The following is a 23,859-nucleotide window of genomic DNA, read 5'->3' on the forward strand; positions in this document are numbered from 1 at the left end:
CGGGCGTTTTCGCGTCGCGAGGGGATCGTGGAGATCACAAGCCGGGATGACAGACTGAGCGCATGGGAAAGCGAGGGATCGCCGAGGGTTCGGTACTGGTACTCGGCGGACGTAGCGAAATGGGTCTCGAGATCGCCGAGCGCCTGGCCCCCGGCCGGGTGGTGATCCTCGCGGCGCGGCGCAGCGACGACTTGGCGACGCCGATCGCGACCGTCGAACAGGCCGGGGCGGCCGCGGTGCACGCGGTGGAATTCGACGCCGACGACACCGGCAGCCACCCCGCGCTGCTCGAGAAGATCGCCACCGAACACGGGCCCATCGGCGTCGCCGTAGTGGCCTTCGGCATGCTCGGCGACCAGGCCCGCGCCGAGCGCGAACCCGAGCACGCTCTCGCCGTCGTGCACACCGACTACGTCGCCCAGGTCGGCGTGCTCACCACTCTCGCGAATCTTCTTCGCGCCCAGGGGCACGGCCAGATCGTCGTCTTCAGCTCCATCGCGGGTGCGCGCGTACGGCGCGCCAACTACGTCTACGGCTCGGCCAAGGCCGGTTTGGACGGTTTCGCCAGCGGCCTCGCCGACGCGCTGCACGGCAGCGGCGTCCATCTTCTGCTGGTCCGCCCGGGTTTCGTCATCGGCAGGATGACCGAGGGCATGAAGCCCGCGCCGTTGTCGGTTTCTCCCAGCCGGGTGGCGGACGCCGTCGTCGACGGGCTGCGCCGCCGAGCGGGCAAGATCTGGGTGCCCCGCGCCCTCGGCCCGGCCGCTGTCGTGGCGCGCATGGTCCCGCAATTCCTCTGGCGCCGGATGCCTCGATGAGCCCGTTCGCGACACTGGCGCGAATGCCGCTGCGGCAGAAGGGCTTTGCGGCGAGTTCGAGCCGCGCGAAAGAGATTGCCGCGCTATGACGGGCCCTCGGCACGGCTTCCCGATCGCGGTCATCGGAATCGGAGCCGATGGATGGGACGGACTCGGCACCGCGGCACGGGAAGCGGTCGCCACAGCTGAGGTGATCTTCGGCTCCGAGCGGCAATTGACTTTGGTGCCAACGGATCTCGGCGGGCAGCGGCGAACATGGCCCTCGCCGCTGCTGCCCGCGCTGCCCGGATTGTTCGCCGAGCACACCGCGCGGCGGATCTGCGTGCTCGCCAGCGGGGACCCGATGTTCTACGGCATCGGTGTCACGCTCGCCCGGCTGTTCGGGCCCACCGCCCTGCGCGTGCTGCCGCAACCCTCCTCGGCGTCGCTGGCGTGCGCGCGACTCGGCTGGGCGCTCGCGGAGACGCCGGTCGTCAGCGCGGTGGGCCGCCCCATCGCCGCTGTGCTGCCCGAACTGGTCGACGGGCGGCGCCTGCTGGTACTCAGTAGCGACGAACACACCCCGGCGCGCCTCGCGGAACTCCTGCGGGACAACGGATTCGGCGAATCGACCCTCACCGTGCTCGAGCAGCTCGGCGGTGCGGCGGAACGCCTGCGCTCCGGCGCGGCGACGTCCTGGCAGCTCGACCCGGGCGATCCGCTCAACATCGTCGCCATCGACTGCGCCGCCGACGCAGGCCACACCCGCCGCACCCGCGTCCCCGGCCTGCCCGACGCGGTCTACGGCGGCGACGGCCAGCTGACCAAGGCGGAGGTGCGCACGCTGACTCTGTCCGCGCTGGCGCCCGCGCCGGGCGAACTGCTGTGGGACGTCGGCGGCGGCTCGGGCAGCATCGCCATCGAGTGGTGCCGCACCCATCCGGCCTGCCGTGCGGTGACCTTCGAGCGGCTCGAGCGCCGCAGGCAACAGATCATCGCCAACGCCACCGCGCTGGGCGTCCCGCATGTCGAGGTGCGCGGCGAGGTGCTCGCCGAACTGGCCGATATGCACGAAACAGCCGCGCCCGATGCGATTTTCGTCGGTGGCGGCGTCACCCAGGCTGGCCTGCTCGAGACATGCTTTGCCCATTTGCGCCAAGGCGGCCGTCTGGTCGCGAACGCCGTCACTGCCGAATCGGAAGCGCTGCTGGTCGCCATGGCCGCCGAGCGGGGCGGTGAGCTGCGGAAGTTCCAGATCTATCGGGCCGAACCGCTGGGCGGGTTCACCGCGTGGCGTCCCCAGCTGCCGGTCGCCCAGTGGTCGGTCGTCAAAACGGCGTAAGGGTTCACCCTGAAATCGTCGATGCGAGGGTGAAATACGCATCTGTCAGCGGGTAGGGTCGGGTCGCGAAATCCAGTCGTTATCGGACAACCGATTACTGATGGGGAGATAGATGAAATACAAGAAGTTCGCCGCCACCGCGCTGCTGGCGATCGCTGCCACCGGTGTCACCGCGGGCACCACTTACGCCGCCCCCGGCGAGCCCCCGGTCGCTCAGGAGCAGACCGCGCTCGCGGCGCAGGGCGTGGACCAGGGCGTGGGCTACACCGCGCAGCTCGGCGAAGCGGGCAAGTCCATCGTCACCACCGTGACGGGCGGCGCGTTCACCCTGGATGCGGACGGCAAGGCCGTCACGCTGAAGAACGATGCGGGCGAGGTCGTCACGTCGATCCCGCTCGCCGCGCGCGAGGCGAGCAACGGCGCGCCGGTGGAGATCGCCGCCGCGCTCGACGCCACCGGCCAGACCCTCAAGTTGACCCCGAAGGCCGACGTGATCGCCGTGCAGGACATCAGCGCGCAGGAGTGGTTCTTCGCCGAGCTGCAGCGCGCCTCGCTCGGCGCCGCGGTCGGCGCCGTGATCGGTGGTCTGATCGGCCTGCTCGGTCTGGTCGTCGGCGTCATCCCCGGCGCGATCATCGGCGGCGTGATCGGCCTGCTGGTCGCGGGCGGCCCGTCGCTGCTGAACGCAGGCATGGCCTACTTCAGCGGTCAGCCCTGAGGACTCTGATTCTGGGCGGCACCGGCGAAGCCCGGCAGCTGGCCCACATCGCTTCCGGCGAGCGAGGATTCGACATCGTCTCCTCGCTCGCCGGTCGCGTTCGCGACCCGCTGTTGCCGGAGGGCGAGGTCAGGATCGGCGGCTTCGGCGGCGTCGAAGGTCTGCGGGATTGGCTGGTGGCCAACGGGATCGAGGCCGTAGTCGACGCCACCCACCCCTTCGCCGCCACTATTTCCGCGAATGCTGCTGCTGCGGCACGGGATTCGGGTGTGGCGCTGGTTCACCTTCGACGGCCCGGCTGGTCCGAAACGCCGGGTGACCGATGGATTCGCGTGCCCGATCCGGCCGCCGCCGCCCGCGCGCTTCCGGAACTGGGTGAGCGCGTGTTCCTCACCATCGGCAGGCAGGGCGTCGGCGCGTTCGCCGGTCTCACCCGGCAGTGGTTCCTCATCCGCGCCATCGACCCGCCCGAGGCTCCGCTGCCGCCGCGGCACGAAGTGCTGCTGGCCCGAGGACCTTTCGCGGTGGATGAGGAGTCCCGGCTGCTGGCGAGCCGTCGCATCGAGGTGCTCGTCACCAAGGACAGCGGCGGCGACCGGACCGAGGCCAAACTGGTCGCTGCCCGCGCGGCAGGCCTTCCGGTGGTCGTGATCGACCGGCCGCCCCTGCCTGCCGGAGCCGAGGTCGTCGAGACGGTGGCGGAGGCCTGGGAATGGTTGCGGGCCAGGGCATCCGGCGCGCGTTGATCAGCGCCCGAGCAGCTCGGGCAGCCGATCGAACCAGGCGAGCACCGCGCGTTCGTAGCCGATGCCGAACTCCAGGGTGGCCCGCTGGTGCGGCCGCAGGGTGTCGCACTCGTCCTTCAGGTAGTGGTCGAGGCGGCGTTGGTGCACCTCGCGGTTGGTCGCGATGATCCGATCGAGATGGTCGGGGTCGACGTGATCGCCGAAGGACATGGTGAGCAGTAGCGGCACCCGGATCGTCTCGGCGCCGGGATCGCGGATGACCCATTCGAGAAAGGCCTCCCGGCCCGAGTCGGTGATCCGGTAGGGAGTGCGCTCGCGCGCCCCGGTTTCGCCTTTCACCACCAGTCCCGCCGCGTCCATCGCCGCCAGTTCGCGGTACACCTGGCTCTGCGTGATCGTCCAGAAATCGCCGATCCGGTCCTGGGCGAGCGTCACCAGGTCCCAGCCGGACATCGGCCCCTCGTGCAGGAAACCCAGCAGTGACGCGGCCGTCGAATTCAACGGCTTGCGCCGGATCGTTGTCACCGGACGCTCCCTTCTCGACGTTCCATAGTGGAATGTTAGCGGAAAACCCCCGCTGTCGGCGTTCGGGTTCTCATTCGCTCCGCCGGGCGGCGTCCGGTCCGGGTATGCGGTGCAGCAGGTGTTCGAGCAGCTCGGTCGCCGCTTCGTTGGTGTGAACTCCGGCCACCATACTCTGCGTGAGCGCGGCGGCGGCGAGCACGATCAGGGTGGCGTCGCGGTCGGTGTCGGCCGAGTCGCAGGACCGGCGGAGCTGCTCGGCGACCGCGGCGATGAGCCACCTTGTGCCGCCGAGGGTTTCGTCCATGGACAGGCCGGACCCGGCGAGACTGGCGGCCTGAAAAGCGCCGAGCACGATGGTATCTCGGCGCCGCGCCTCGTTCATCGGGAGCAGTTCCTCGAGCATCGCGTAGATGACGTCGCGCGGTTCGGCCGCCTCGCCGAGCGCGGCGAACCGCTGGGCGAAGCGATCGCCCGCGTCCGCGCTCACCGCGAGGTGAGTGGCGCGCAGAAAGTCCTTCTTGGTGCCGAAGTAGTACTGCACCAAGCGCACCGAGATCCCGGCTTCCGCGGCCACCGACTGGAAGGTGGCGGACTCCAGTCCGCCGCGCGCGATGACGCGCCGCGCCGCGTCGGTGATCTCCCGCCTGCGCTGCTCGTGATCCGCCAGCCGCGGCACCGAGGTCTCCTTTCGTCCCGCCGAAGTGCCCTATGGTAAGCGGCAGTTGCCGTATTGGTAAGCGCATACCAAAAAGGGTGCGCTCACGTTCGGCCCGCTCACGGTCGGCTGTAGCGCCGCGAGGTGTAGACGCGCGTGCCGTGCGCGGTGTCGACCACGGCCGTGGTCGATGCACCGATGATCAGCAGGGTGCGCATGTCCACGTCCGCGGGATCGAGATCGGCGAGCGAGACCACCCGAACCGACTCGGTGGGACCGCCGACGTCGCGGCCGAGCACCACCGGGGTGTCGGGCTTGCGGTGCTCGAGCAGCAGATCGCGCATTGCGCCGACCTGCCAGGTGCGCTGCGAGGACGCCGGGTTGTAGACGGCGATCGCCATATCGGCCGCGGCCACCGCCGAAAGACGTTGCGCGACGACCTCCCACGGCTTGAGCCGGTCGGACAGCGAGATCATCGCGTAATCGTGGCCGAGCGGAGCGCCGACCCGGCTGGCGACGGCATTGGCGGCGGTGAGGCCGGGCAGCACCCGCACCGGCACGTCCCGCCACTGCGGATCGGCGGCTTCCTCCAGCACCGCGGCCGCCATCGCGAACACGCCGGGATCACCCGAGGAGACCACGGCGACCCTGGCGCCGTGCTTGGCCAGATCCAAGGCCATGGCGGCGCGTTCGGACTCGACGCGGTTGTCGCTGGTGTGCCTGCGCTGGCCGGGCCGGTGCGGGACGCGGTCGATGTAGGTGGTGTAGCCGACCAGATCGGTGGCGGCGGCCAGTGCCTCCCGCACCTCGGGTGTGGTCCAGTCCGCCGAGCCGGGGCCGAGGCCGACGACGACCACCTCGCCGGGCGAATCCGCTTCCGCCGGAACGGTTGTGGAGTCTGCGGCGGGCGAGTCCTTGTCGTCGCTCGCCGCGGCGACCCTGGGCAGCGGCGTGGTCGGTCGCGGACCGGGCACCAGCGTGATCGAGAAGTACGGCACGTCGGCGTCGTTCACCTCCGCGGCGGTGCGCACCTGTTCGCGGTCGGTGCTCGCCCGCTCCACGTAGTAGGCGTCGCCGAGCCGTCCGGCGTCCGAGAGCGCCTGCCGCACACCGGGATACGTGCGGCCGAGCTTCATGATGGCGGCGGCGTCGGTGTCGCGAAGGCGGCGGGTGAGCTCCTCGGTCGGCATGGTGCCCGGCAGCACGGTCAGCACCTGATCACCCTCCACCAGCGGGGTGCCCAGCGCCGCCGAGGCCGCGCTCACGGAGGTGATGCCGGGAATGATCTCGGCTTCGAAGCGGTCCGCGAGCCTGCGGTGCATGTGCATGTAGGAGCTGTAGAACAGCGGATCCCCTGCGGCGAGCAGGGCGACGGACCGGCCCGCGGCGAGGTGCGTGGCCAGTCGTTCGGCGGCCTGTTCGTAGAACTCGTCGATCGCGCCCTGGTATCCGCCGGGATGGTCGGTGGTCTCCGTCGTCACCGGGTAGACGAGGTGTTCCTCGAGCTGGCCGGGCCGCATGTAGGGCGCGGCGATACCGCGGGAGATGCTGCGGCCGTGCCGCGCGCTGTGGAAGGCGATCACGTCGGCGGCCGCGATGATGCGCGCCGCCTTGACCGTCACCAGCTCGGGGTCGCCCGGTCCGAGCCCGATGCCCCACAGTTTGCCCGCCGTGTTCATTCCGCTTCGCTCGCAATCGCATTGAGTGCCGACGCAGTGATCGCGCTGCCGCCGCGCCTGCCACGCACCGTCAGGTATTCGACGCCGCCGTAGGCCGCGAGCGCGTCCTTGGACTCGGCGGCGCCGACGAAACCGACCGGAATGCCGAGGATCGCGGCCGGGCGCGGGGCGCCCGCGTCGAGCATGTCCAGCAGGTGGAAGAGCGCGGTCGGTGCGTTGCCGATGGCCACCACCGCGCCGTCCAGCCGCTCGCGCCACAGCTCCAGCGCCGCCGCCGAGCGGGTAGTGCCCAGTGCCGCAGCCAGTTCCGGCACGCGGGGGTCGGCGAGGGTGCAGATCACCTCGTTGTCGGCGGGCAGCCGTTTGCGCGTGACGCCGGAGGCGACCATGGTGGCGTCGCAGAGGATCGGCGCGCCCGCGTGCAGCGCCGCCCGCGCGGCCGCAACGACGCCGGGGGAGAAGGCGATGTCCTCGGTGAGGTCCACCTGTCCGCAGCCGTGGATCATGCGGACGATCACCCGCGCCACGTCCGCGGGGAACGCGCTCAGGTCCGCCTCGGCGCGGATCGTCGCGAACGACTGCCGATAGATCTCGGCCCCGTCGGTGAGGTAGCTGGTGCGCACGTCGGACATGGGTCCACCCTATAAGGCACCGCTGGACGGACTTCGCCGACAGCCCGCGCACGGCCTGGAGCGCAGGCAGGGGAGCGTGCTCTCCGGATGTGGGTCAGGTGCGTGGTCGTTCGAGGATGCGGGACATGACGATCGCGCTGCGGGTGCGCCCGACGCGCGCGTTCTCCCTGATGCGTTCGACGGTCGACTCGATCTCGGCCATGTCGGTGGCCATCACGTGCACCAGCGCGTCGGCCTCGCCCGCGATCGTCCACACGCCCACCACCTGTGGGATCGGCTCGAGACTGCGCCGCAGCTCGGCCGGGGTGATGTTGTCGCGGTAGTACACCTCGACGTAGGCCTCGGTGGTCCAGCCCAGCGCGGCCGGGTTCACCAGCGCCGTGAAGCCGGTGATCTGGCCGCTGGCGACCATGCGGTCCACCCGGCGCTTGACCGCGGGCGCGGACAGGCCGACCGCGGAGCCGATCTCCTGGAAGGAGGCGCGGGCCGAGCGCAGCAGGTGGCCGAGGATCCGGCGGTCGATATCGTCCACGTCACATCACTTTCTGCGCGGCGCAATGATTCACCGTCTGCGCGTCTATTTGCGCAACGATTCGGCGTTCCTCACGCAATGGTAGGCCGATTACCTTCGGACCAGCCGAACAGCCGCGCCTACCCCGGGAGCCACGATGACCTCAGTAGCTACCCTCCAGACCACCGAGCCCGCCTCCGCACGCCGACCCGTGCCGCGCCGGTTCGTGATGTGTCGCCCCGACCATTTCGACGTCCGCTACTCGATCAACCCGTGGATGGATCCGGAAGCGCCGGTGGACCGCGCACGGGCGCTCGCCCAGTGGGACACCCTGCGCGAGACCTTCGAGCGCCACGGCCACCGGGTCGACGTGGTGCCCGGCGAACCCGGTCTGCCCGACATGGTGTTCGCCGCCAACGGCGGCCTCGTCGTCGGCGACCGAATCATGTCGGCGCGCTTCACCCACCCCGAGCGCGCCGCCGAAGGCCCCGCCTTCCACCGCTGGTTCACCGGACGCGGCGGCGTCGAGGTCGCGGCGGCCGCGGAACTCAACGAGGGCGAGGGCGATTTCGCCTTGATCGGCGGACGCTTCCTGGCGGGCACCGGCTTCCGCAGCTCCGCGGCGGCCCACCGCGAGGTCGAGGTGCACTTCGAAATCCCGGTGATCTCACTGGAATTGGTGGATCCGCGCTTCTACCACCTGGACACCGTGCTGATGGTCCTCGACGACACCACCATCGCCTACTACCCGCCCGCCTTCGACGAAACCAGCCGCACCGTCCTGACCGGCCTCTTCCCCGACGCCATCGAGGCGACCGACGCCGACGCGGCGGTTCTCGGCCTGAACGGCGTCTCCGACGGGTACCACGTCTTCCTCAGCCCGCTGGCCACCGACCTCGACGCCGCCCTTCGCGCCCGCGGCTACCTCCCTGTCCCGGTGGACGTTTCGGAACTGCTGAAGGCAGGAGGCGGAATCAAGTGCTGCACCCTGGAATTGCATTGACCTAGAGCGGTGATCGCCTCTGCCCGCGGATATCGCACCTGCCCGTCGGCTCGGTCGCCACGGGCGAGAGTCGTCGGCAGTTACCGGTACCCACGGGGTCCTCGGAGTCATGACGAGCGACCTCGCGAGCTTCCGACGGTGGCCGCGTGCGATCAGTCGACGCGATAACCGTCGGGAGTCGCCACCACATCGGTGACGTCGCCGCGCGGGCGTCCGCAGCGGCGCTCGCAGCCGGACCAGTGCTGGCGGCCGGCGATCGTGACGTCCTCGGCGGAGACGACCTGCTCGCCTGCGGTGTCGGTCGACGCGCCCTCGGGCAGGACGCGGCCGGACTCGACGGCAGTGGTGACGTCGGCGCGCACATCGGTCAGCGATTTCGCGCATCCCGGCTGTCCGGCGCAGGCGCTGACGTGCAGCCAGGGTGAGGCGGCGTCGAAGATCAAGCCCATCGGGGCGAGGACGCGGACCACTTGCTCGGCCGCCCACTCGTCGAGGTCGGCGATGACCAGGCTGCGCCACGGGGTGACGATCACCGGACGTTCCACGGCCGCGAGGAACTCGGCGAGCCGGGCGTCGAGCGCGCCGAGCCGGATGCCCGCGCCGAGTGCGACCAGGCCGTCGTGCTGGTCCAGCCAGCCGATCGGAATGTCCTGGGCGCCCTCGATTTCCACGCGCTCGATGCCGGGGGTCAGGCCGACCGACTCGACGATGCGGGCCGGACCGTCGGCGATCTCGTGCAGCCGCCACTGTCCCGAGCTCGCCTCGAGGAATCCCTCTGCCGCGGCCAGCACGAGATCGACGGCCTCGGCTCCGGTGCCGCGGATGCCGGTATCGGACCCCGCCAGCAGCAGCGCGAACTCGTCGGGCCCGACCGCGTGCACGCCGATGTCCCCGCCCAGCGCGCTGACGTCACCGCGCCCGTCGTCGAGCGTGAACAGCACCCGCCCCGGCAAGTCCGCCAATCGCGGCTCCGCGCACAACCGGGCATCGAGCTCGCCGACCAGGCCGCGCACATCCGCGAGCCCGCCGACCCGACCGGACAGCGGCGAGGCCACGATGTTGCGCACCCGCTCATGGGTCGGGCTCGGCAGCAGCCCGGCCGCGGTCGCATGTTCGGTCAGCTGCGCGGCGTCGCGCACCTGGCGCAGCTGGAGATTGCCGCGCGAGGTCAGTTCGATCGCGCCGTTGCCTAGTTCGGTCGCCGCGGCGGCCAAGGCCACCAGCTGGGCGGGCGTGAGGTGTCCGCCGGGCACCCTGATGCGCGCGAGCGGTCCGTCGGCGGCCTGGTGCAGCCGGAGCACGCCGGGGCAGGAGTCGGGGGCGGTTCGGGTCATAACTTCTTCAGCCTACGTGCGCGGCCGCGCCGCGATCGTCGTCGTCCGCGCAGCCGCCGAGTTCGACGGCGACCCCGGCGGCGGCCGCGCCGACGCCGAAGACCGCGCGTGGTGCGGGAGTTCGCCGAGCGCGGCGACTCGCGTGCTCCTCGACGTCATCGACGGCAACGCCGAATTGTCCCGAACCGGGTGTGAGGTTATCCGCACCGGTCCGGGTAGCATCGGCGTGCTCGGCGGGCGTCGAGGAAACCGGTGCAATTCCGGTGCGGTCGCGCCACTGTGAACAGCCAGACCCTCTCCGGCGAGCACCACACCCCGATGGGCGCGTCACCCGAGGAAGGTCACCCGTGATCCTGCTGCTGTCCACGTCCGACACCGATCTGCTCAGCGCGCGCGCCTGCGGCGCGGACTACCGGCTCGGCAATCCCGCCCGTCTGCTGGTCGACGATCTGCCCGGGCTGCTGGACGGCGCCGATCTCGTGGTCGTCCGCATCCTCGGCGGCAAGCGCGCCTGGGAGGACGGGCTCGCCGCGCTGCGCGACAGCGGCGTGCCGATGGTGGCGCTCGGCGGCGAGATCGCGCCGGACGCCGAGCTGATGGAATGCTCCACGGTGCCCGGCGGCGTCGCGGCCGACGCGCACAACTATCTGGCCGCGGGCGGCCCGGAGAATCTGCTGCAGCTGCACAACTTCCTGTCCGACACGGTCTTGCTCACCGGCCACGGCTTCGCGCCGCCGGTGCAGCTGCCGAGCTGGGGCGAGCTCGAGCGCGACGCCCGCCACCCCGCGCCCGTCGCGGGCATGCCGACCGTCGCGGTGATCTACTACCGCGCTCAGCATCTGGCGGGCAACACCGGCTACGTCGATGCCCTGTGCACGGCGATCGAGGACGCGGGCGCGCGACCGCTGCCGCTGTACTGCGCCTCGCTGCGCACCGCCGAACCCGAGCTGCTGAACACGCTGCGCCAGGCCGACGCGCTGGTCGTCACCGTGCTCGCCGCGGGCGGCACCAAACCGGCCACCGCGTCGGCGGGCGGCGACGACGAGGCGTGGGACGTGGGCGCGCTCGCCGAGCTGGACGTGCCGATCCTGCAGGGCCTGTGCCTGACCAGTGGGCGCGCCCAGTGGGAGGACAACGACGACGGTCTCTCGCCGCTGGACGTGGCGACCCAGGTGGCGGTGCCGGAATTCGACGGCCGCATCATCACGGTGCCGTTCTCCTTCAAGGAGTTCGACGCCGACGGCCTGTCCACCTACGTGCCCGACCCGGAGCGGGCCGCGCGAGTCGCGGGCATCGCCACGCGCTACGCGCGGTTGCGACACATTCCGGCCGCCGAGAAGCGGCTGGCCGTCATGCTCTCCGCCTACCCCACCAAGCATGCCCGCATCGGCAACGCCGTCGGCCTGGACACACCCGCGAGCGCGATCCGGCTGCTCACCGAATTGCGTTCCGCCGGTTACGATCTCGGTGACTCGAGCGAGGTTCCCGGCCTGGACGAGCGGGACGGCGACGCCCTGATCCACGCGCTCATCGCGGCGGGCGGCCAGGACCCGGACTGGCTCACCGCAGAACAGCTGGAGGGCAACCCGATCCGCATCGGCGCCGCCACCTACACCGCGTGGTTCGAGACCCTTCCCGAAGACCTGCGCGAGGCCGTCGTCGAAGCATGGGGCCCGCCGCCCGGCGAGCTGTACGTCGACCGTTCGGCCGACCCGAAGGGTGAAATCGTCATCGCCGCACTGCGTTTCGGAAACGTGGTGTTGATGGTGCAGCCGCCACGCGGCTTCGGTGAGAACCCCGTCGCGATCTACCACGATCCCGACCTGCCCCCGAGCCACCACTACCTGGCCGCCTACCGCTGGCTGGCGGCGCCGGAGGCGGCGGGCGGTTTCGGTGCGGACGCCATGGTGCATCTCGGCAAGCACGGCAACCTGGAGTGGCTGCCCGGCAAGACCCTCGGCATGTCGGCCTCGTGCGGCACCGACGCGGCGCTCGGCGATCTGCCGCTGATCTACCCGTTCCTGGTCAACGATCCCGGCGAGGGCACCCAGGCCAAGCGCCGCGCGCACGCGACCCTGGTCGACCACCTGATCCCGCCCATGGCACGGGCCGAAAGCTACGGCGACATCTCGCGATTGGAGCAGCTGCTCGACGAGCACGCCAACATCTCCGCGCTCGACCCGGCCAAGCTGCCCGCCATCCGCCAGCAGATCTGGACGCTGATGCGCGCGGCCAAGATGGACCACGACCTCGGGCTCGCCGAACGCCCGGACGAAGAGTCCTTCGACGACATGCTGCTGCACGTCGACGGCTGGCTCTGCGAGATCAAGGACGTGCAGATCCGCGACGGACTGCACGTCCTCGGCCAGGCGCCGGCAGGCGACGGCGAGCTCGATCTGGTGCTGGCGATGTTGCGCGCCCGGCAGCTGTGGGGCGGCGAGGTGTCGGTGCCCGGGCTGCGAGAGGCGCTGGGGCTGAACGAATCCGGTGACGAGGCGCGCGAGCGGGTCGACGTGATCGAGGGCCGCGCGCGCGAACTGCTCGGCGCGTTGCAGGCCGCCGACTGGTCGGTGGACGCGATCGACGGACTGGTCGCGCAATTCGCCGACACCCTCGTGCCCTCGGGTGCGGCGGCCATCGGCGGCGCGGAACCGGGTACGGCCGGTGCGGTGCGTGCCGTACTGCGCTTCGCCGCAACGGAAGTGGTGCCGCGCCTGCGCGAGACCGGCGTCGAGATCGAGCGGGTGCTGCACGCGCTGAACGGCGGGTTCATCCCGGCGGGCCCGAGCGGTTCGCCGTTGCGCGGCCTGATCAACGTGCTGCCGACCGGCCGCAACTTCTACTCGGTCGACCCGAAGGCGGTGCCGTCGCGGCTGGCCTGGGAGACCGGTCAGGCCATGGCCGAATCGCTGGTCGAACGGTATCGCGCCGACCACGGCGAATACCCGCGCTCGGTGGGTCTTTCGGTGTGGGGCACCTCGGCCATGCGCACCTCCGGCGACGACATCGCGGAGGTCTTCGCGCTGCTCGGTGTGCGGCCGGTGTGGGACGAGGCCAGCCGCCGTGTCACGACCCTCGAAGCGGTCCCGCTCGCCGAACTCGGCAGGCCGCGCATCGATGTGACGGTGCGCATCAGCGGCTTCTTCCGCGACGCCTTCCCGCATGTGCTCGCCCTGCTCGACGACGCGGTCCGGCTGGTGGCCGAGCTGGACGAGCCCGCGGAATCGAATTACATTCGCGCGCACGCGGAGTCGGACTTGGCCGAGCACGGCGACGCCCGCCGTGCCACCACCCGCATCTTCGGTTCCAAGCCGGGCACCTACGGCGCGGGTCTGCTCCAGCTCATCGATTCCAAGAGCTGGCGCACCGACGACGATCTCGCGCAGGTCTACACCGCGTGGGGCGGCTACGCCTACGGCCGCGATCTCGACGGCGCGCCGGCGGCCGACGACATGCGCTCGGCCTACCGCCGAATCGCGGTGGCGGCCAAGAACACCGACACCCGCGAGCACGACATCGCCGACTCCGACGACTACTTCCAGTACCACGGCGGCATGGTCGCCACCGTGCGCGCGCTCACCGGAAAGAACCCGGAGGCCTACATCGGCGACAGCACCCGCCCCGACGCGGTGCGCACCAGGACGCTCTCCGAGGAGACCTCGCGCGTGTTCCGTGCGCGCGTGGTGAACCCGCGCTGGCTGGAGGCGATGCGCAGGCACGGTTACAAGGGTGCGTTCGAGATGGCCGCCACCGTCGACTACCTGTTCGGCTACGACGCCACCACCGACGTGGTCGCCGACTGGATGTACGAGAAGCTCACCGAGAGTTACGTTTTCGACGACGTGAACCGCAAGTTCATGGAGCAGTCCAACCCGTGGGCGTTGCACGGCATCACCGAACGGCTGCTGGAGGCGGCCGAGCGCGGCATGTGGGCGGCCCCCGAGCCGGAGACGCTGGACCGGTTGCGCCAGGTGTACCTGGAGACCGAGGGCGAGCTCGAGTAGCCGGGCCGGTGCGCGGGCGGACCCGATCGTGATCGGGCCCGCCCGCGCCCTCAATTCTTCGGTACACCAGCGCAAAACGACACCTCGGTTTTTATTGTGCCGCATGTTGTTTCGTGTGGGTTATCGCTGGATTCGGACGTGCAAATACAATCGGCCCGTAATGGCAACCCCCCAATTGCAGGGCCGATTCGCTGATCTTGCAACACAATTCGATCTCGTCATCCTATCGACATCGAGAGTGCCTGAGGCGCATCATTATCGATGTCCTGAAAGCCGATTCTCGGGGCACACACTATTCGGATCGGCCGGATGATGGGAATTCATCATGATCAAAAAGTTGATAGCGGCCGCGGTGCTGACTGTTGCCGCGACCACCGGCATCGCCACCGCGACCGCCAACGGCTCGCCCGGCGGCGTGGTGGCGGGGGTGGACCAGGGTGTCGAGTACACCGCCTCGGTGGCGCCGGATCGCTCGGGTGCGACGCTCACCCTCGCGTCCGGGACCTTCGAGGTCGCGCCGGACGCGGTGCTGGTGCTTGCGCCCGACGGCGCCGTGGTCGGCAGCCTGCCGACCACGCTGCACACCGTGACGGGGCAGCAGGTGCGGATCGCGCCGGTAGTCGACGCGAGCGCGACGGAATTGACGCTCACCCCGGTGAGCGGACCCGCCCAGCCGGAACTGGCGTTCATCGGCGATGCGGGCACGACGATCGCGGGTATCGCGATCGGCTGTGTGATCGGCGCGCTGATCGGGGCGATCTTCCTGATCCTGCCCGCCATTCCCGGCTGCATCATCGGTGGCGTGATCGGCGGGATCATCGGCGCCAACGCGTGAGGCGAGCAACCGCGGGGTGAACCACCCCGCGACCACCTGCGGCCCGTCCGGGCGAATAACCGGACGGGCCGCACTCGCGCCCTCTCGAATTCCGGACACGCCGTTTTTCAATTTCTCTCGAAATAGGTCGTTGCCGATCTTTCTCGGGCCTCGCCGAGGACACGACATCGGTGCGGCGGCAGAAGTCTCCGGGCGAACTCCGGGGGGCGCGGATCGGGTCGGCGCAGCGGCTGCCGAAGGACGATCGGACGGCCGTTTCGGGGGTTCGTGACGGGCGTCCGCTCCGGATTCGCGGGGTTCGCACCGCCGGATGCCGATGGCGGTGGTGATCAGCGGAAATACCCCGAAATCGGGGGTGTCCAGGTATTGACTACCGGCGAAAACCGAGGACACTAATCTATACACCGGAACACCGGAGAGAGTCATACAATCGGCGGAGACGTCCAAAGAAAGTAGTGACAACTTTCCAAGATCCGGCCAGGCCCCCGGCAAGCCAGTCGAAGACCGGAGTAGTCAGCGACGACTGATACTCATGGTTTCGATGAAGACTACCGGGGACTGTTCTGTTCGGGGGGTGTTCGCCCGGCGTCCGGGCCTGCGGCGGCGGTTCCTCATCCGGCCTTCGGAACGAGCGTGTTGTGCCGCGCCGCCGTCCACCACCGGCCGTCCTCCTTCACCAGGACGTACAGCGCGACCATCGCCGGATCCGCATCGATCGCGTCGCCCTCGGGAGTGATCGCCCGCGCCGCTTTGTGTGCGATGGCGACATCCGGCCGCAGGAAGACGATGTCGGTCACCTCGTACCGCACGTACTCGTCCTTCAGGAAACCCGCCAGCCCCTTGCGGCCGGCCTCGAGCAGCGCCTCCCGTCCGGTGATCACCGTGCCGACCGCGTTCCCTGCCGACGCGTTCGCGGTGAAGCCGCTGACCATCAGCTCCGCGTCCTTGTTGTTGAAGCCCTCCTCCACATCGGCCACCAACCGCTCGATCGCGGCGATGTCCTCGGTGTGATCCACGGTCGTGTCCTCGACCACCGGTGATTCGTATGTCGTTGCGTTCATGGAGATCAGCTTGGTACCTGAACAAAGGTTCAGGTCAATTCGGGCAATGCCGATTGGGAGATGCTGCCGTGACGCTACGCGGCGGGAAGCGCTAGCTCCCGGCGGTATCCGTGGTGGCGTAGGCGCGGACGAAGGTGTCGACCGCGCTGTCGGCGAGCTCGCGGAGTTCGGCGACCGGGACCTTGCGGGTGCCGAGGCGCGAGTGGGCTTCCAGGGGGCCGGTGAGCAGTGCGAGGAAGTGCTCGGCGGCGCGGGCGGGATCGGTGGTGCGAAGGCGTCCGGACAGCATGAGCCGCGCGAGGCGGTCGCTCAAGGCGTCGGCCAAGTGGCGTGAGGTGCGTTCCTGGACGGTGCCGGCCAGGTCGGGGAAGGTGGTGAGCTGCGCGTAGGTCAGTGACCGGAGCGCCCTGGCATGATCGCTCGCGCAGACGCGCAGCAGGCGGCGAGCCGAATCCGTCAGCGCGGCAGGGAGATCCGCGCCGGGATCGCGCAGGCGCTCGATGGCGTCCAGGCATTGCGCGCCGACCGCGTCGGCGGCCGCTTCGACCGCGTGCCGGAAGAGCGTTTCCTTGTCGTTCAGGTGGTTGTACACGGTGGGCTTGGCGACCTCGGCCGCGTCGGCGATCTCCTGCACGCAGGCCTGGTTGTAGCCGCGGCGCGCGAACACGGTGAAGGCGGCCTCCAGGATGGCGCGGCGCTTGTCGATCCGTCCGCGCGCGGCTTTGGCGCGAGTCACCGGCGCATCCTATCGCGTCCACTTCCATGAACCCTCGGGTTCAAGTCTTGTGCAACTACTGCGAAGAACACTAGATTGAACCAGCCAGTTCAATTCAGGAGGTTGTCATGATCGTTCACCTGCTGCGTTTCGCGTTCCGCGACGAGGCGACAGAGGAGCAGAAGGCGGATGTCCTCGCCGCGATGCGGCGCACGGCGGCGGTGGAATCGGTGTCGTTCTCGGCGGTGGGGCAGCACCTCGGGGATCCTGCGGCGGGATACACGCACGGCTACTGCGTCGGCATCGCCGACCTGGCGGCGCTGGAGCGCTACATGCACGACCCGGTGCACCTCGCGGGCGATCCCGGCATCATCCCGCACCTGGCCAAGCTCGCGATCGGCCCGGACGTCTCCGACGACATGGACCCCGATCTCGGAGCCGAGATCATGGCCTTGCACGAACGCAAGCTCGCGATGTACCCGGACTGGGCCCGGCTGATGGAGACGATCCCGGACGTGCGGGTCGCCTAGCGAAACCCGAACGGGGCGGCGAGGCTCAGGCCGGATACGTCCGCGCCTCGGTCGCCTTGACCGCCGCCCACAAGCGCAGGCCGGGTTGCAGGCGCAGTTCGGCGACGGTGGCCGGGGTGATGTCGGCGAGCACGGGTGGGCGGCCGTCGAGGCGGACGCGGGTGGTGTGGGCGTGCTGTTCGATGCCGGTGATGGTGACCGGCCAGGTGTTGCGCGGGCTGCCTTCGGGGTGTTCCAGGTGCAGGCTGACCGCGTTCGGCGGGAAAGCGACATGGACGCGGCCGTCGACGGGTTCGGCGACGGTGAGGCTGCCGCCCTCGTCCAGATCGACAGCGCCGTCGCGGGCGGTTCCGCGATACAGGTTGAGGCCCACCAGGTTTGCCACGTAATCGGAGCGAGGTTGCCTGGCTACCTCGGCGGGTGGGCCCTGCTGAACGACCCGGCCGTGCTCGAGGATGATCAGCCGGTCGGCGAGCACCATGGCATCGAGCGGGTCGTGGGTGACGAGCACCGTGTGGCCGGGGTAGTCGCGGAGATGGTGGGCCAGATCGGAGCGCACCTGGAGCCGGGTGCTCGCATCGAGCGCGGCGAGCGGCTCGTCGAGTAGCAGCAGCCGCGGGTCGGTGACCAGCGCGCGGGCCAGCGCGACGCGCTGAGCTTGGCCGCCCGACAGTGCGCGAGGTTTGCGGTGCGCGTGCTCGGCGAGCCCGACGCGATCGAGCCATTCGGCGGCGCGCAGGCGGGCCGCGGCGCGACGGTGGCCGCGGGCGCGCAGGCCGAAGGCGACGTTGTCCAGTGCGGAGAGGTGCGCGAAGAGCAGGTAGTCCTGGAAGACCACGCCCACCTCGCGGTGTTCGGCGGGCACGAACACCGACGGCGGTGTGTCCCAGGTGTGCTCGCCGAGGCGCAGGTGCCCGTCGGTCACCGCGAGCAGACCCGCCAGCGCCCGCAGCGCGGTGGTCTTGCCCGCGCCGTTCGGCCCGAGCAGCGCCACTACCTCGCCCGGTTCCGCGACGAGCGCGAGATCGAGGGTGAATGCGCCCCGGGTGACGCGTATTTCGGCGTCCAGCGTCACAGCGCACCTCGAATCCAGCGCTCCCGCAGTGCGACGAGCACCGCGACGGAGACCACCAGCAGCACCAGGCTCAGCACGATCGCGGCGTCCGGATCGGTCTCCAGCGCGAGGTACACCGCCAGCGGCATGGTGGTGGTCTTGCCGGGAAAATTGCCCGCGAACGTGATCGTCGCCCCGAATTCGCCGAGCGCGCGGGCCCAGCACAGCACCGCGCCCGCGACGACGCCGGGCAGCACGGAGGGCAGGGTGACGCGCCGGAAGGTGTACCAGCGGGACGCGCCGAGGGTGGCGGCGGCCTCCTCGAACCGCGGATCCGCGGCGCGCAGCGCGCCCTCCACGGAGATGACCAGGAAGGGCATCGCCACGAAGGCCTCGGCCACCACCACGCCCGCCGTCGTGAACGGCAGCGAGACGCCGAACCAGTCGTACAGGTACCGGCCGACCAATCCGCGCCGACCGAGCGCCAGTAGCAGGGCGACGCCGCCCACCACGGGCGGCAGCACCAGCGGCACGGTGACGAGTGCGCGGATCAGCCCGTGCCCCGGCACCTCGCCGCGCGCGAGCAGCCACGCGAGCGGAATACCGAGTATCAGGCAGACGACCGTCGCCAGACTCGCGCAGAACAGCGAAAGCCGCAGCGCCTCACCCACTTCGGGGCTGAACAAGCGCTCCGGCATGGTCGCCCACGGCGCCCGCAGCAGCAGACCGGCCAGCGGGACGAGAAGGAACAGCAGCCCGCAGACGGCAGGCAGCACCAGGATGAGCGGACGTCGCCCTCGGACCGCCCGCCGTCGCGCGGATCCGATCACGGCGTGCCGGACCCCGCCCGCGCGAACACCGCGTCGCCGCGTGTCACCCGCATCCTCGTCAGCTTTCCGGTATCTCGACCACGACGTGGGTGGACTTCACCGATGCGACGGCCACGCTGCCGACCTCGAGGCCGAGTTCGTCGACCGATTCCCGGCTCAACAGCGACACCAGCCGGAACGGCCCGGCCTGCATCTCGACCTGGGCCATCACCGTGTCCTTGACGATGCGTGTCACGATGCCGCGCATGCGGTTGCGCGCCGACGCCGCCACCGTCACGCCCGGTTCGGGAGCCTCCGCGTTGGCGCGCAGGAACTGCGCGAGCTCGCGGCCGTCGATGCCTTTGCGACCATTGTCGAGCTGGATCGCGGGCAGCCGGCCCTGATCGATCCACCGACGCACGGTGTCATCGCTGACGCCCATGAGGGCGGCCGCCTCGCTGATCCGCAGATTCGTCACGAACGGGAGCTTATTGTCGCAGGCACGGAAAGGGAAACCAGGACGGCCGCGAACCCGGCTAGCGGCTCAGGCGGTTTCGGCCAGCCCGGCCGAGCGCCAGGTGTCGGCGAGTTCCTGCAGCGGAAGGTCCAGTGCCTGGCTCAGCGCCACGACCGTCCCGAACGCCGGCGACGGCAGCCGCCCCGTCTCGATCTTGCGCAGCGTCTCCGGCGAGATCCCCGCGGCGGTGGCGACCTCGGTGAGATCGCGCGTGCCACGCGCCGCGCGCAGCCGAGTGCCCAAGCGGCGACCCGCCTCGATCTGGGCGGGTGTCAGCGGCAGACGAACCATGCGCACCAGAGTAGAGGCGGTATTTAAATACCGCAATGGCCTGACCTGTCCGGGACGGTCATGCCTCGAACAGCAGGTACAGGCCCGTGAAGGTGAAGCCGACCATGGTCAGCATCAGCGCGAGCTGGCCGGTCAGCCGGTGCGCGGGCGGCAGCAGCCGCAAGCACCGATCGTGTGCGGCGGCGACGCCGAGGATGTGCCCGGTGAGAACGGCGAGCACCTTCATACCTGCCAGCACGGCGGGATGGGTGGACAGCACGTAGTGCACATCGAGGTCGGCCAGCCCGAGCGGGTTCCACCCGCGCTGGAACGGGTCGGCGCACAGGATCAGCGTGGCCTGTCCCTTTTCGACGAGGAAGCTGAGATAGTGCGCGACCAGATAGCCCGCCACGATCGGGGTGAGGCTGTGCGCGAGCCGTCTCGGCAGCAGCGCCCGCTCCGGCTTCGTGAGGCCGCCGGTTGCGCGCGCGGACAACCCGAAGACGCCGCCGACCACGGCGATGAACCCGAGCAACCCCGCCGTGCGCACCAGCGTGGTCAGCAGGGTGGAATCGCCGCCCACGCGATCGAGGAAGTCGCGCCATCCGGCGAACATCGAAAAGCTGTCGAAGGCCGTGGATCCCAGCAGCGTCGCCGCCACCGCGACCGATCCGGCGAGTGCGGGTGTGCCCGCGAGATTGTTCAGCGGCCACCGCACCACCGGGACACCGGTGTCGCGGCGGGCGAAGGGACTCAGCCGCGCCAGCAGACTGCTGTACACCTCCAGCGGATCGCCGCGTTCGCCCCATGCCGTGCCGAACACCACCAGGCCCGCCATGGCGACGATCAGGTAGCCGAGAAACCAGATCGTCACGGCGAGCACCGAACCCGGTTCGGGGAACGCCAATTCCAGCCACACGAAGGAGAACAGACCCAGCGCCGCGGGACGGTTGCCCCACGATGCCGGATAGCACAGCAGTCCGCGCTCCGGCGCTCGCCCCGTCATCCGGCAGACCACGCGGTGCAGAGCGCGCGCGGGGGAGAGGACCTTCCACACGGGCCCCAGCACCAGCGAGGCCACCATCACCCCGACCCACAGGAAGATGTAGACGATCCCCGGCACCGGATTGCGCGCAGGCTCGGACGTACCGAAGAACCCGACCGCGAGGAGGGCGATCGCGCCGAGCAGCCCGAGTCCGCCCAGCACCGTCCGTACCGCGGCGGAATCGACCACGGCGCGCGCGAACCCGGGCAGTGCCGCGCCCGGCGAATCCGGATCGAGTCGCGGTTCGCGCCACGTGACGGCCAGCACGGCGAAGGAGAACGTGAGAGCCCAGGCGGCGCCGATCAGCGCATAGGACAACGGAATCGGCAGATCGGTCGCACCGGAGATCCCGTGCGCGCTGACCTCGGTCACGGGCGGACGACCACCGTGGCGACGATCTTGCCGGCGTGATGCAGCTCGACCTCGACCCGGCCCGGCACCTCCACCGTGAAACGGAAACGCTGACCGGCCGCGGGGCGGACCGCGAAGGTGTACTCCGGCGTGGCGTGCACGTGCAGCTCGTCTGCGGCGTCGCTGTCGACCACCAAGTCGATCGGCTGTCCGACCTCGGCCTCCTTGCGCGCGTTCACCGGGCTCACCGACCCGTTCGCGATGCGGAACTCGACGACGACGGCGTCGGCGAGCGAACTCGCGCCCGGCTGCCCCGCGTCGGGGGTCTCCTCCGCGGCGCAGCCCAGCGCGGCCGCCGCCACCGTGAGGGCAAGTGCCGCGTAGCGCCACGTGCGGGTCATCGGGTCTCCTCGTCGCTGCTCGCCGGGGTCGTCGCGCTCTGCTCGCCCTCCCGCCGCTCGGCGCGGCGGTCGCGCACCGCGATGAGCACGATGATGCCCACCACCGCGAACGCGGGAAGGAAGGCGGGTATCGCCAGCAGGATGGAATGGTCCGCCAGCAGGTCCACACCGTCGGCGGGCGCGGTCATCCCGCCGTCACCGGTGCGGTCGGTGCGGTCCTGGCGGCGGTCGCATAACGGTCGTTGATCCGCGCGGCGCCCCAGGACAGGGCGCCGATCAGGATCAGGCTGCACACCAGCACGACCAGCGAGGCCGCGCCGAACAGCCAGGCCGGGTGGTCGAAGGAACGCTCCCGCTGAAGCACCGTGATCTCGGCGACGAACGGGCGGGTGAACTCCGGCGGCGCGGCCACCTCCGCGGCGCCGATGCCGGCGTCGTAGGGCATGAAGATCGGCAGCGCGGTCAGCATGCGGCCGTCCTGCACACGCAGCACGGTCTTCCAGGTGCCGTGCGCCGGAACAGGTTCGGTCGAGACGTAGTGTCCGTCGCCGACGCGCCGCAGCTGGTCGATGACCAGGCCCCGGCCGGGGCTGTCCGACCCGGCACCGCCCTGCCAGGCCAGGATCTGCACCCATTCGGGATCGGAGCCGACCAGATCCGCCGGATCGAGCCGCACGTCGGCGGTCACCATGCGGCCGCCGTCGACGGGCTCGGCGTCGCGCAGCGTGACCGTGGCGCTCGCCTGGTCCGGGACACGGATGAGCAGGCCGTTGGTCGTGGCGGCGGCGACGATCAACACCGCGGCGACCATGATGGCGCGGCGCACCGGCGGGCGCGGCAGCGGCTCGCCGCGCAGCACCGTGCCGAGCAGTGCGCCGACGACGCCGCCCGCGATACCGGTGGGCACGCTCATCGCCAGCAGTTCCGGCCACATCGCCGCGGGCCACGGATCGACGAATACGGCCTCGACCCACAGGGATTCGAGCCAGACGCCGACGGTGGCCACCGCGAAGCCCGCCACCGCGCCCCACCACAGCGGCTTGCGCGCCAACGGGAGCAGGGCGACCAGCTCCACGACCACGGCGGCGCCGAGGTAGAGCGGGAACACGTTGCGCGGCGCGTCGATGATCGGCCCGCCGACCAGGAAGGCCACCACGCCGCGCACCACCGCGGCGAAGCCGACCACCACGAAGGTGCTGAACGCGCCGAGCGTCGCACGGGCGGCGACCAACGTGATCGTCGCCGCCGCGACGATCAGCATCGGCTGCAGGACCAGCCGGAACTGCTCGACACCGAAATCGAACTCCACCTGGAACACCGAGAGGCCGATGATCAGGCCGCCGAACGCGAACGCGCGCAGCATCCAGATCAGACGGCCGTCCGCGCGGTCCGGATCCGGCCGGTTACGGCCGCCCTCGAATTCCAGCAGCAGCACCCCGACCAGGGACAGGCCCGCGCCGCCGATCAGCATGAGGTGCGTGGGTCCCCACAGCGTGACGTCCTGGCCGAACATCCGGTGCCAGATGTCGTCGAGCGGAAACCCGATGAGCGCGTAGAGGCCCGCGCCCGCGATGAGGACGCCGCCGACGGGTGCGTACCAGGTGCGCGTGATCCGCACCGCCGCCGCGCCCGGCTTCTCGTCCAAGGGCAGCACGATCGCCAGCATTCCGGCCGTGAACAGGAAGAACAGGCCGGCCAGGATGAAGTAGTGCGCCGGGTTGGCCAGCGGCCCTTCGTCGCGGCCGTTGCCCACGTGCAGGCTGACGTCCCAGATGAAGCCGAGCAGTGCGGTGAGGATGGTGGCCAGGAACATCACGATGGGCAAAGCCACCCAGCCGGGCCGGTTGAAGACGGCGCCGATGCGGTCGGCCGCGGCGCCGAGCCAGGTGATGCGCCGCGTCCGGTGCAGATACCCGACCCACAGCAGCGCCAACGCGATCAGGCCCGCGGAGCCGGTCATGATCGCCACCTGATCCAACGCCGCGCCGCCGCCCTCGGTGCCGGGCGCGGCGAGCCGTCCTATCGCTTCGTGGATCGTGCCGGACACGAGAACCTCCAACCGCACTGAGTTTACACTCGTCGCCTCTTGATGTTACGAACGGTAGCACATAATAGAGACCGTGTGGTGTGCTTGCTGAGCTGCGCCAATGGTGGGCAGTTCGGACCGCATTCCGTCGATGCTGGAACGGGCGTCGCATGCGTCGCGAGGGGTGGCGCGTGCGACGTCGTCCGTCCGTCTTCGGAGTACGACTGTTCACCAGTCTGATGTGATGCCGCTCATAGGCCGAATGCCCGGTCGCGGCGCGGAATCTCGCGCCCGTGACG

25 protein-coding genes are annotated in these 23,859 nt (G+C 70.3%); 9 read left to right on the forward strand and 16 right to left on the reverse strand.

What is annotated here, in order from left to right:
* Positions 1-62 precede the first annotated feature (62 nt).
* The 4 genes from dprE2 (at position 63) to NL1_RS24590 (ending at position 3,603) form a co-directional block, all read left to right on the forward strand.
* A complete protein-coding gene (gene dprE2, locus NL1_RS24575; RefSeq protein WP_067843859.1) occupies positions 63-818 on the forward strand; it encodes a decaprenylphospho-beta-D-erythro-pentofuranosid-2-ulose 2-reductase in 756 nt (251 codons plus the stop codon).
* Between the two features lie 85 nt (positions 819-903).
* Positions 904-2,139: a bifunctional cobalt-precorrin-7 (C(5))-methyltransferase/cobalt-precorrin-6B (C(15))-methyltransferase gene (locus NL1_RS24580; protein ID WP_067843863.1), complete on the forward strand. Its 1,236-nt coding sequence runs from the start codon at positions 904-906 to the stop codon at positions 2,137-2,139.
* Positions 2,140-2,251: 112 nt separating this feature from the next.
* Positions 2,252-2,857: a DUF8020 domain-containing protein gene (locus NL1_RS24585; RefSeq protein WP_067843873.1), complete on the forward strand. Its 606-nt coding sequence runs from the start codon at positions 2,252-2,254 to the stop codon at positions 2,855-2,857.
* Positions 2,854-3,603 carry a cobalt-precorrin-6A reductase gene (locus NL1_RS24590; RefSeq protein WP_067843944.1) on the forward strand — a complete coding sequence of 250 codons (750 nt, stop codon included), beginning with the start codon at positions 2,854-2,856 and terminating at the stop codon, positions 3,601-3,603. The genes NL1_RS24585 and NL1_RS24590 overlap by 4 nt, the downstream gene beginning before the upstream one ends.
* Here the strand turns inward: NL1_RS24590 and NL1_RS24595 are convergent, their stop codons facing one another.
* From NL1_RS24595 to NL1_RS24615, 5 genes are all read right to left on the reverse strand, one after another.
* A complete protein-coding gene (locus NL1_RS24595; protein ID WP_067843878.1) occupies positions 3,604-4,128 on the reverse strand; it encodes a PadR family transcriptional regulator in 525 nt (174 codons plus the stop codon).
* Positions 4,129-4,198: 70 nt separating this feature from the next.
* Positions 4,199-4,804, reverse strand: a complete 606-nt coding sequence (locus NL1_RS24600) for a TetR/AcrR family transcriptional regulator (protein WP_067843880.1) — start codon at positions 4,802-4,804, stop codon at positions 4,199-4,201.
* Positions 4,805-4,902: 98 nt separating this feature from the next.
* Positions 4,903-6,462: a precorrin-3B C(17)-methyltransferase gene (gene cobJ / locus NL1_RS24605; protein WP_067843882.1), complete on the reverse strand. Its 1,560-nt coding sequence runs from the start codon at positions 6,460-6,462 to the stop codon at positions 4,903-4,905.
* Positions 6,459-7,094, reverse strand: coding sequence for a precorrin-8X methylmutase (locus tag NL1_RS24610; protein WP_067843884.1), 636 nt, complete (start codon positions 7,092-7,094; stop codon positions 6,459-6,461). The genes cobJ and NL1_RS24610 overlap by 4 nt, the downstream gene beginning before the upstream one ends.
* Before the next feature lie 94 nt (positions 7,095-7,188).
* Entirely contained in the window at positions 7,189-7,626 is a 438-nt protein-coding gene (locus tag NL1_RS24615; RefSeq protein ID WP_067843888.1) for an Lrp/AsnC family transcriptional regulator, read from the reverse strand.
* A gap of 136 nt (positions 7,627-7,762) precedes the next feature.
* On the opposite strand from NL1_RS24615, the gene ddaH reads away from it, so the two are divergent.
* The gene (gene ddaH, locus NL1_RS24620; protein WP_067843891.1) at positions 7,763-8,608 is read left to right on the forward strand and encodes a dimethylargininase; all 846 of its coding nucleotides are present in this window, start codon (positions 7,763-7,765) and stop codon (positions 8,606-8,608) included.
* A gap of 152 nt (positions 8,609-8,760) precedes the next feature.
* Here ddaH and cobG read toward each other — a convergent pair whose 3' ends face one another.
* Entirely contained in the window at positions 8,761-9,942 is a 1,182-nt protein-coding gene (gene cobG / locus NL1_RS24625; protein ID WP_067843894.1) for a precorrin-3B synthase, read from the reverse strand.
* A gap of 16 nt (positions 9,943-9,958) precedes the next feature.
* Here cobG and NL1_RS40440 point away from each other — a divergent pair, with 16 nt between their 5' ends.
* The 3 genes from NL1_RS40440 (at position 9,959) to NL1_RS24635 (ending at position 14,781) form a co-directional block, all read left to right on the forward strand.
* Entirely contained in the window at positions 9,959-10,225 is a 267-nt protein-coding gene (locus tag NL1_RS40440) for a hypothetical protein (RefSeq protein WP_162272766.1), read from the forward strand.
* 64 nt (positions 10,226-10,289) lie between these two features.
* Positions 10,290-13,946: a cobaltochelatase subunit CobN gene (gene cobN, locus NL1_RS24630; RefSeq protein WP_067843896.1), complete on the forward strand. Its 3,657-nt coding sequence runs from the start codon at positions 10,290-10,292 to the stop codon at positions 13,944-13,946.
* A 325-nt stretch (positions 13,947-14,271) separates the two neighbouring features.
* On the forward strand, positions 14,272-14,781 hold the full coding sequence (locus NL1_RS24635) for a DUF8020 domain-containing protein (protein WP_067843897.1): 510 nt from the start codon (positions 14,272-14,274) through the stop codon (positions 14,779-14,781).
* A gap of 611 nt (positions 14,782-15,392) precedes the next feature.
* On the opposite strand, the gene NL1_RS24640 is transcribed toward NL1_RS24635, so the two are convergent.
* Positions 15,393-15,842, reverse strand: coding sequence for an SgcJ/EcaC family oxidoreductase (locus tag NL1_RS24640; RefSeq protein WP_067843898.1), 450 nt, complete (start codon positions 15,840-15,842; stop codon positions 15,393-15,395).
* Between the two features lie 91 nt (positions 15,843-15,933).
* Complete coding sequence (locus NL1_RS24645; protein ID WP_067843899.1) at positions 15,934-16,578, reverse strand: TetR/AcrR family transcriptional regulator; 645 nt, start codon at positions 16,576-16,578, stop codon at positions 15,934-15,936.
* Positions 16,579-16,685: 107 nt separating this feature from the next.
* On the opposite strand from NL1_RS24645, the gene NL1_RS24650 reads away from it, so the two are divergent.
* A complete protein-coding gene (locus NL1_RS24650) occupies positions 16,686-17,087 on the forward strand; it encodes a Dabb family protein (RefSeq protein ID WP_067843901.1) in 402 nt (133 codons plus the stop codon).
* Between the two features lie 25 nt (positions 17,088-17,112).
* On the opposite strand, the gene NL1_RS24655 is transcribed toward NL1_RS24650, so the two are convergent.
* From NL1_RS24655 to NL1_RS24690, 8 genes are all read right to left on the reverse strand, one after another.
* Positions 17,113-18,162, reverse strand: a complete 1,050-nt coding sequence (locus NL1_RS24655) for an ABC transporter ATP-binding protein (RefSeq protein ID WP_067843903.1) — start codon at positions 18,160-18,162, stop codon at positions 17,113-17,115.
* On the reverse strand, positions 18,159-18,917 hold the full coding sequence (gene modB, locus NL1_RS24660; protein WP_373862591.1) for a molybdate ABC transporter permease subunit: 759 nt from the start codon (positions 18,915-18,917) through the stop codon (positions 18,159-18,161). The genes NL1_RS24655 and modB overlap by 4 nt, the downstream gene beginning before the upstream one ends.
* Positions 18,918-19,029: 112 nt before the next feature.
* Positions 19,030-19,428, reverse strand: coding sequence for a TOBE domain-containing protein (locus NL1_RS24665; protein WP_067843905.1), 399 nt, complete (start codon positions 19,426-19,428; stop codon positions 19,030-19,032).
* A 66-nt stretch (positions 19,429-19,494) separates the two neighbouring features.
* Positions 19,495-19,758 carry a helix-turn-helix domain-containing protein gene (locus NL1_RS24670; protein WP_067843907.1) on the reverse strand — a complete coding sequence of 88 codons (264 nt, stop codon included), beginning with the start codon at positions 19,756-19,758 and terminating at the stop codon, positions 19,495-19,497.
* 58 nt (positions 19,759-19,816) lie between these two features.
* On the reverse strand, positions 19,817-21,154 hold the full coding sequence (locus NL1_RS24675) for a hypothetical protein (RefSeq protein ID WP_067843910.1): 1,338 nt from the start codon (positions 21,152-21,154) through the stop codon (positions 19,817-19,819).
* Complete coding sequence (locus NL1_RS24680) at positions 21,151-21,534, reverse strand: hypothetical protein (RefSeq protein ID WP_067843913.1); 384 nt, start codon at positions 21,532-21,534, stop codon at positions 21,151-21,153. The genes NL1_RS24675 and NL1_RS24680 overlap by 4 nt, the downstream gene beginning before the upstream one ends.
* The gene (locus NL1_RS24685) at positions 21,531-21,722 is read right to left on the reverse strand and encodes a hypothetical protein (protein ID WP_067843916.1); all 192 of its coding nucleotides are present in this window, start codon (positions 21,720-21,722) and stop codon (positions 21,531-21,533) included. Before NL1_RS24685 ends, NL1_RS24680 begins: the two co-directional genes overlap by 4 nt.
* Positions 21,719-23,494 (reverse strand): hypothetical protein, encoded by a 1,776-nt coding sequence (locus NL1_RS24690; RefSeq protein WP_245673509.1) that lies wholly within the window; start codon positions 23,492-23,494, stop codon positions 21,719-21,721. The genes NL1_RS24685 and NL1_RS24690 overlap by 4 nt, the downstream gene beginning before the upstream one ends.
* Between the last annotated feature and the right edge of the window lie 365 nt (positions 23,495-23,859).

The organism is Nocardia lijiangensis NBRC 108240, from assembly GCF_001613045.1.
Lineage (GTDB): Bacteria > Actinomycetota > Actinomycetes > Mycobacteriales > Mycobacteriaceae > Nocardia > Nocardia lijiangensis.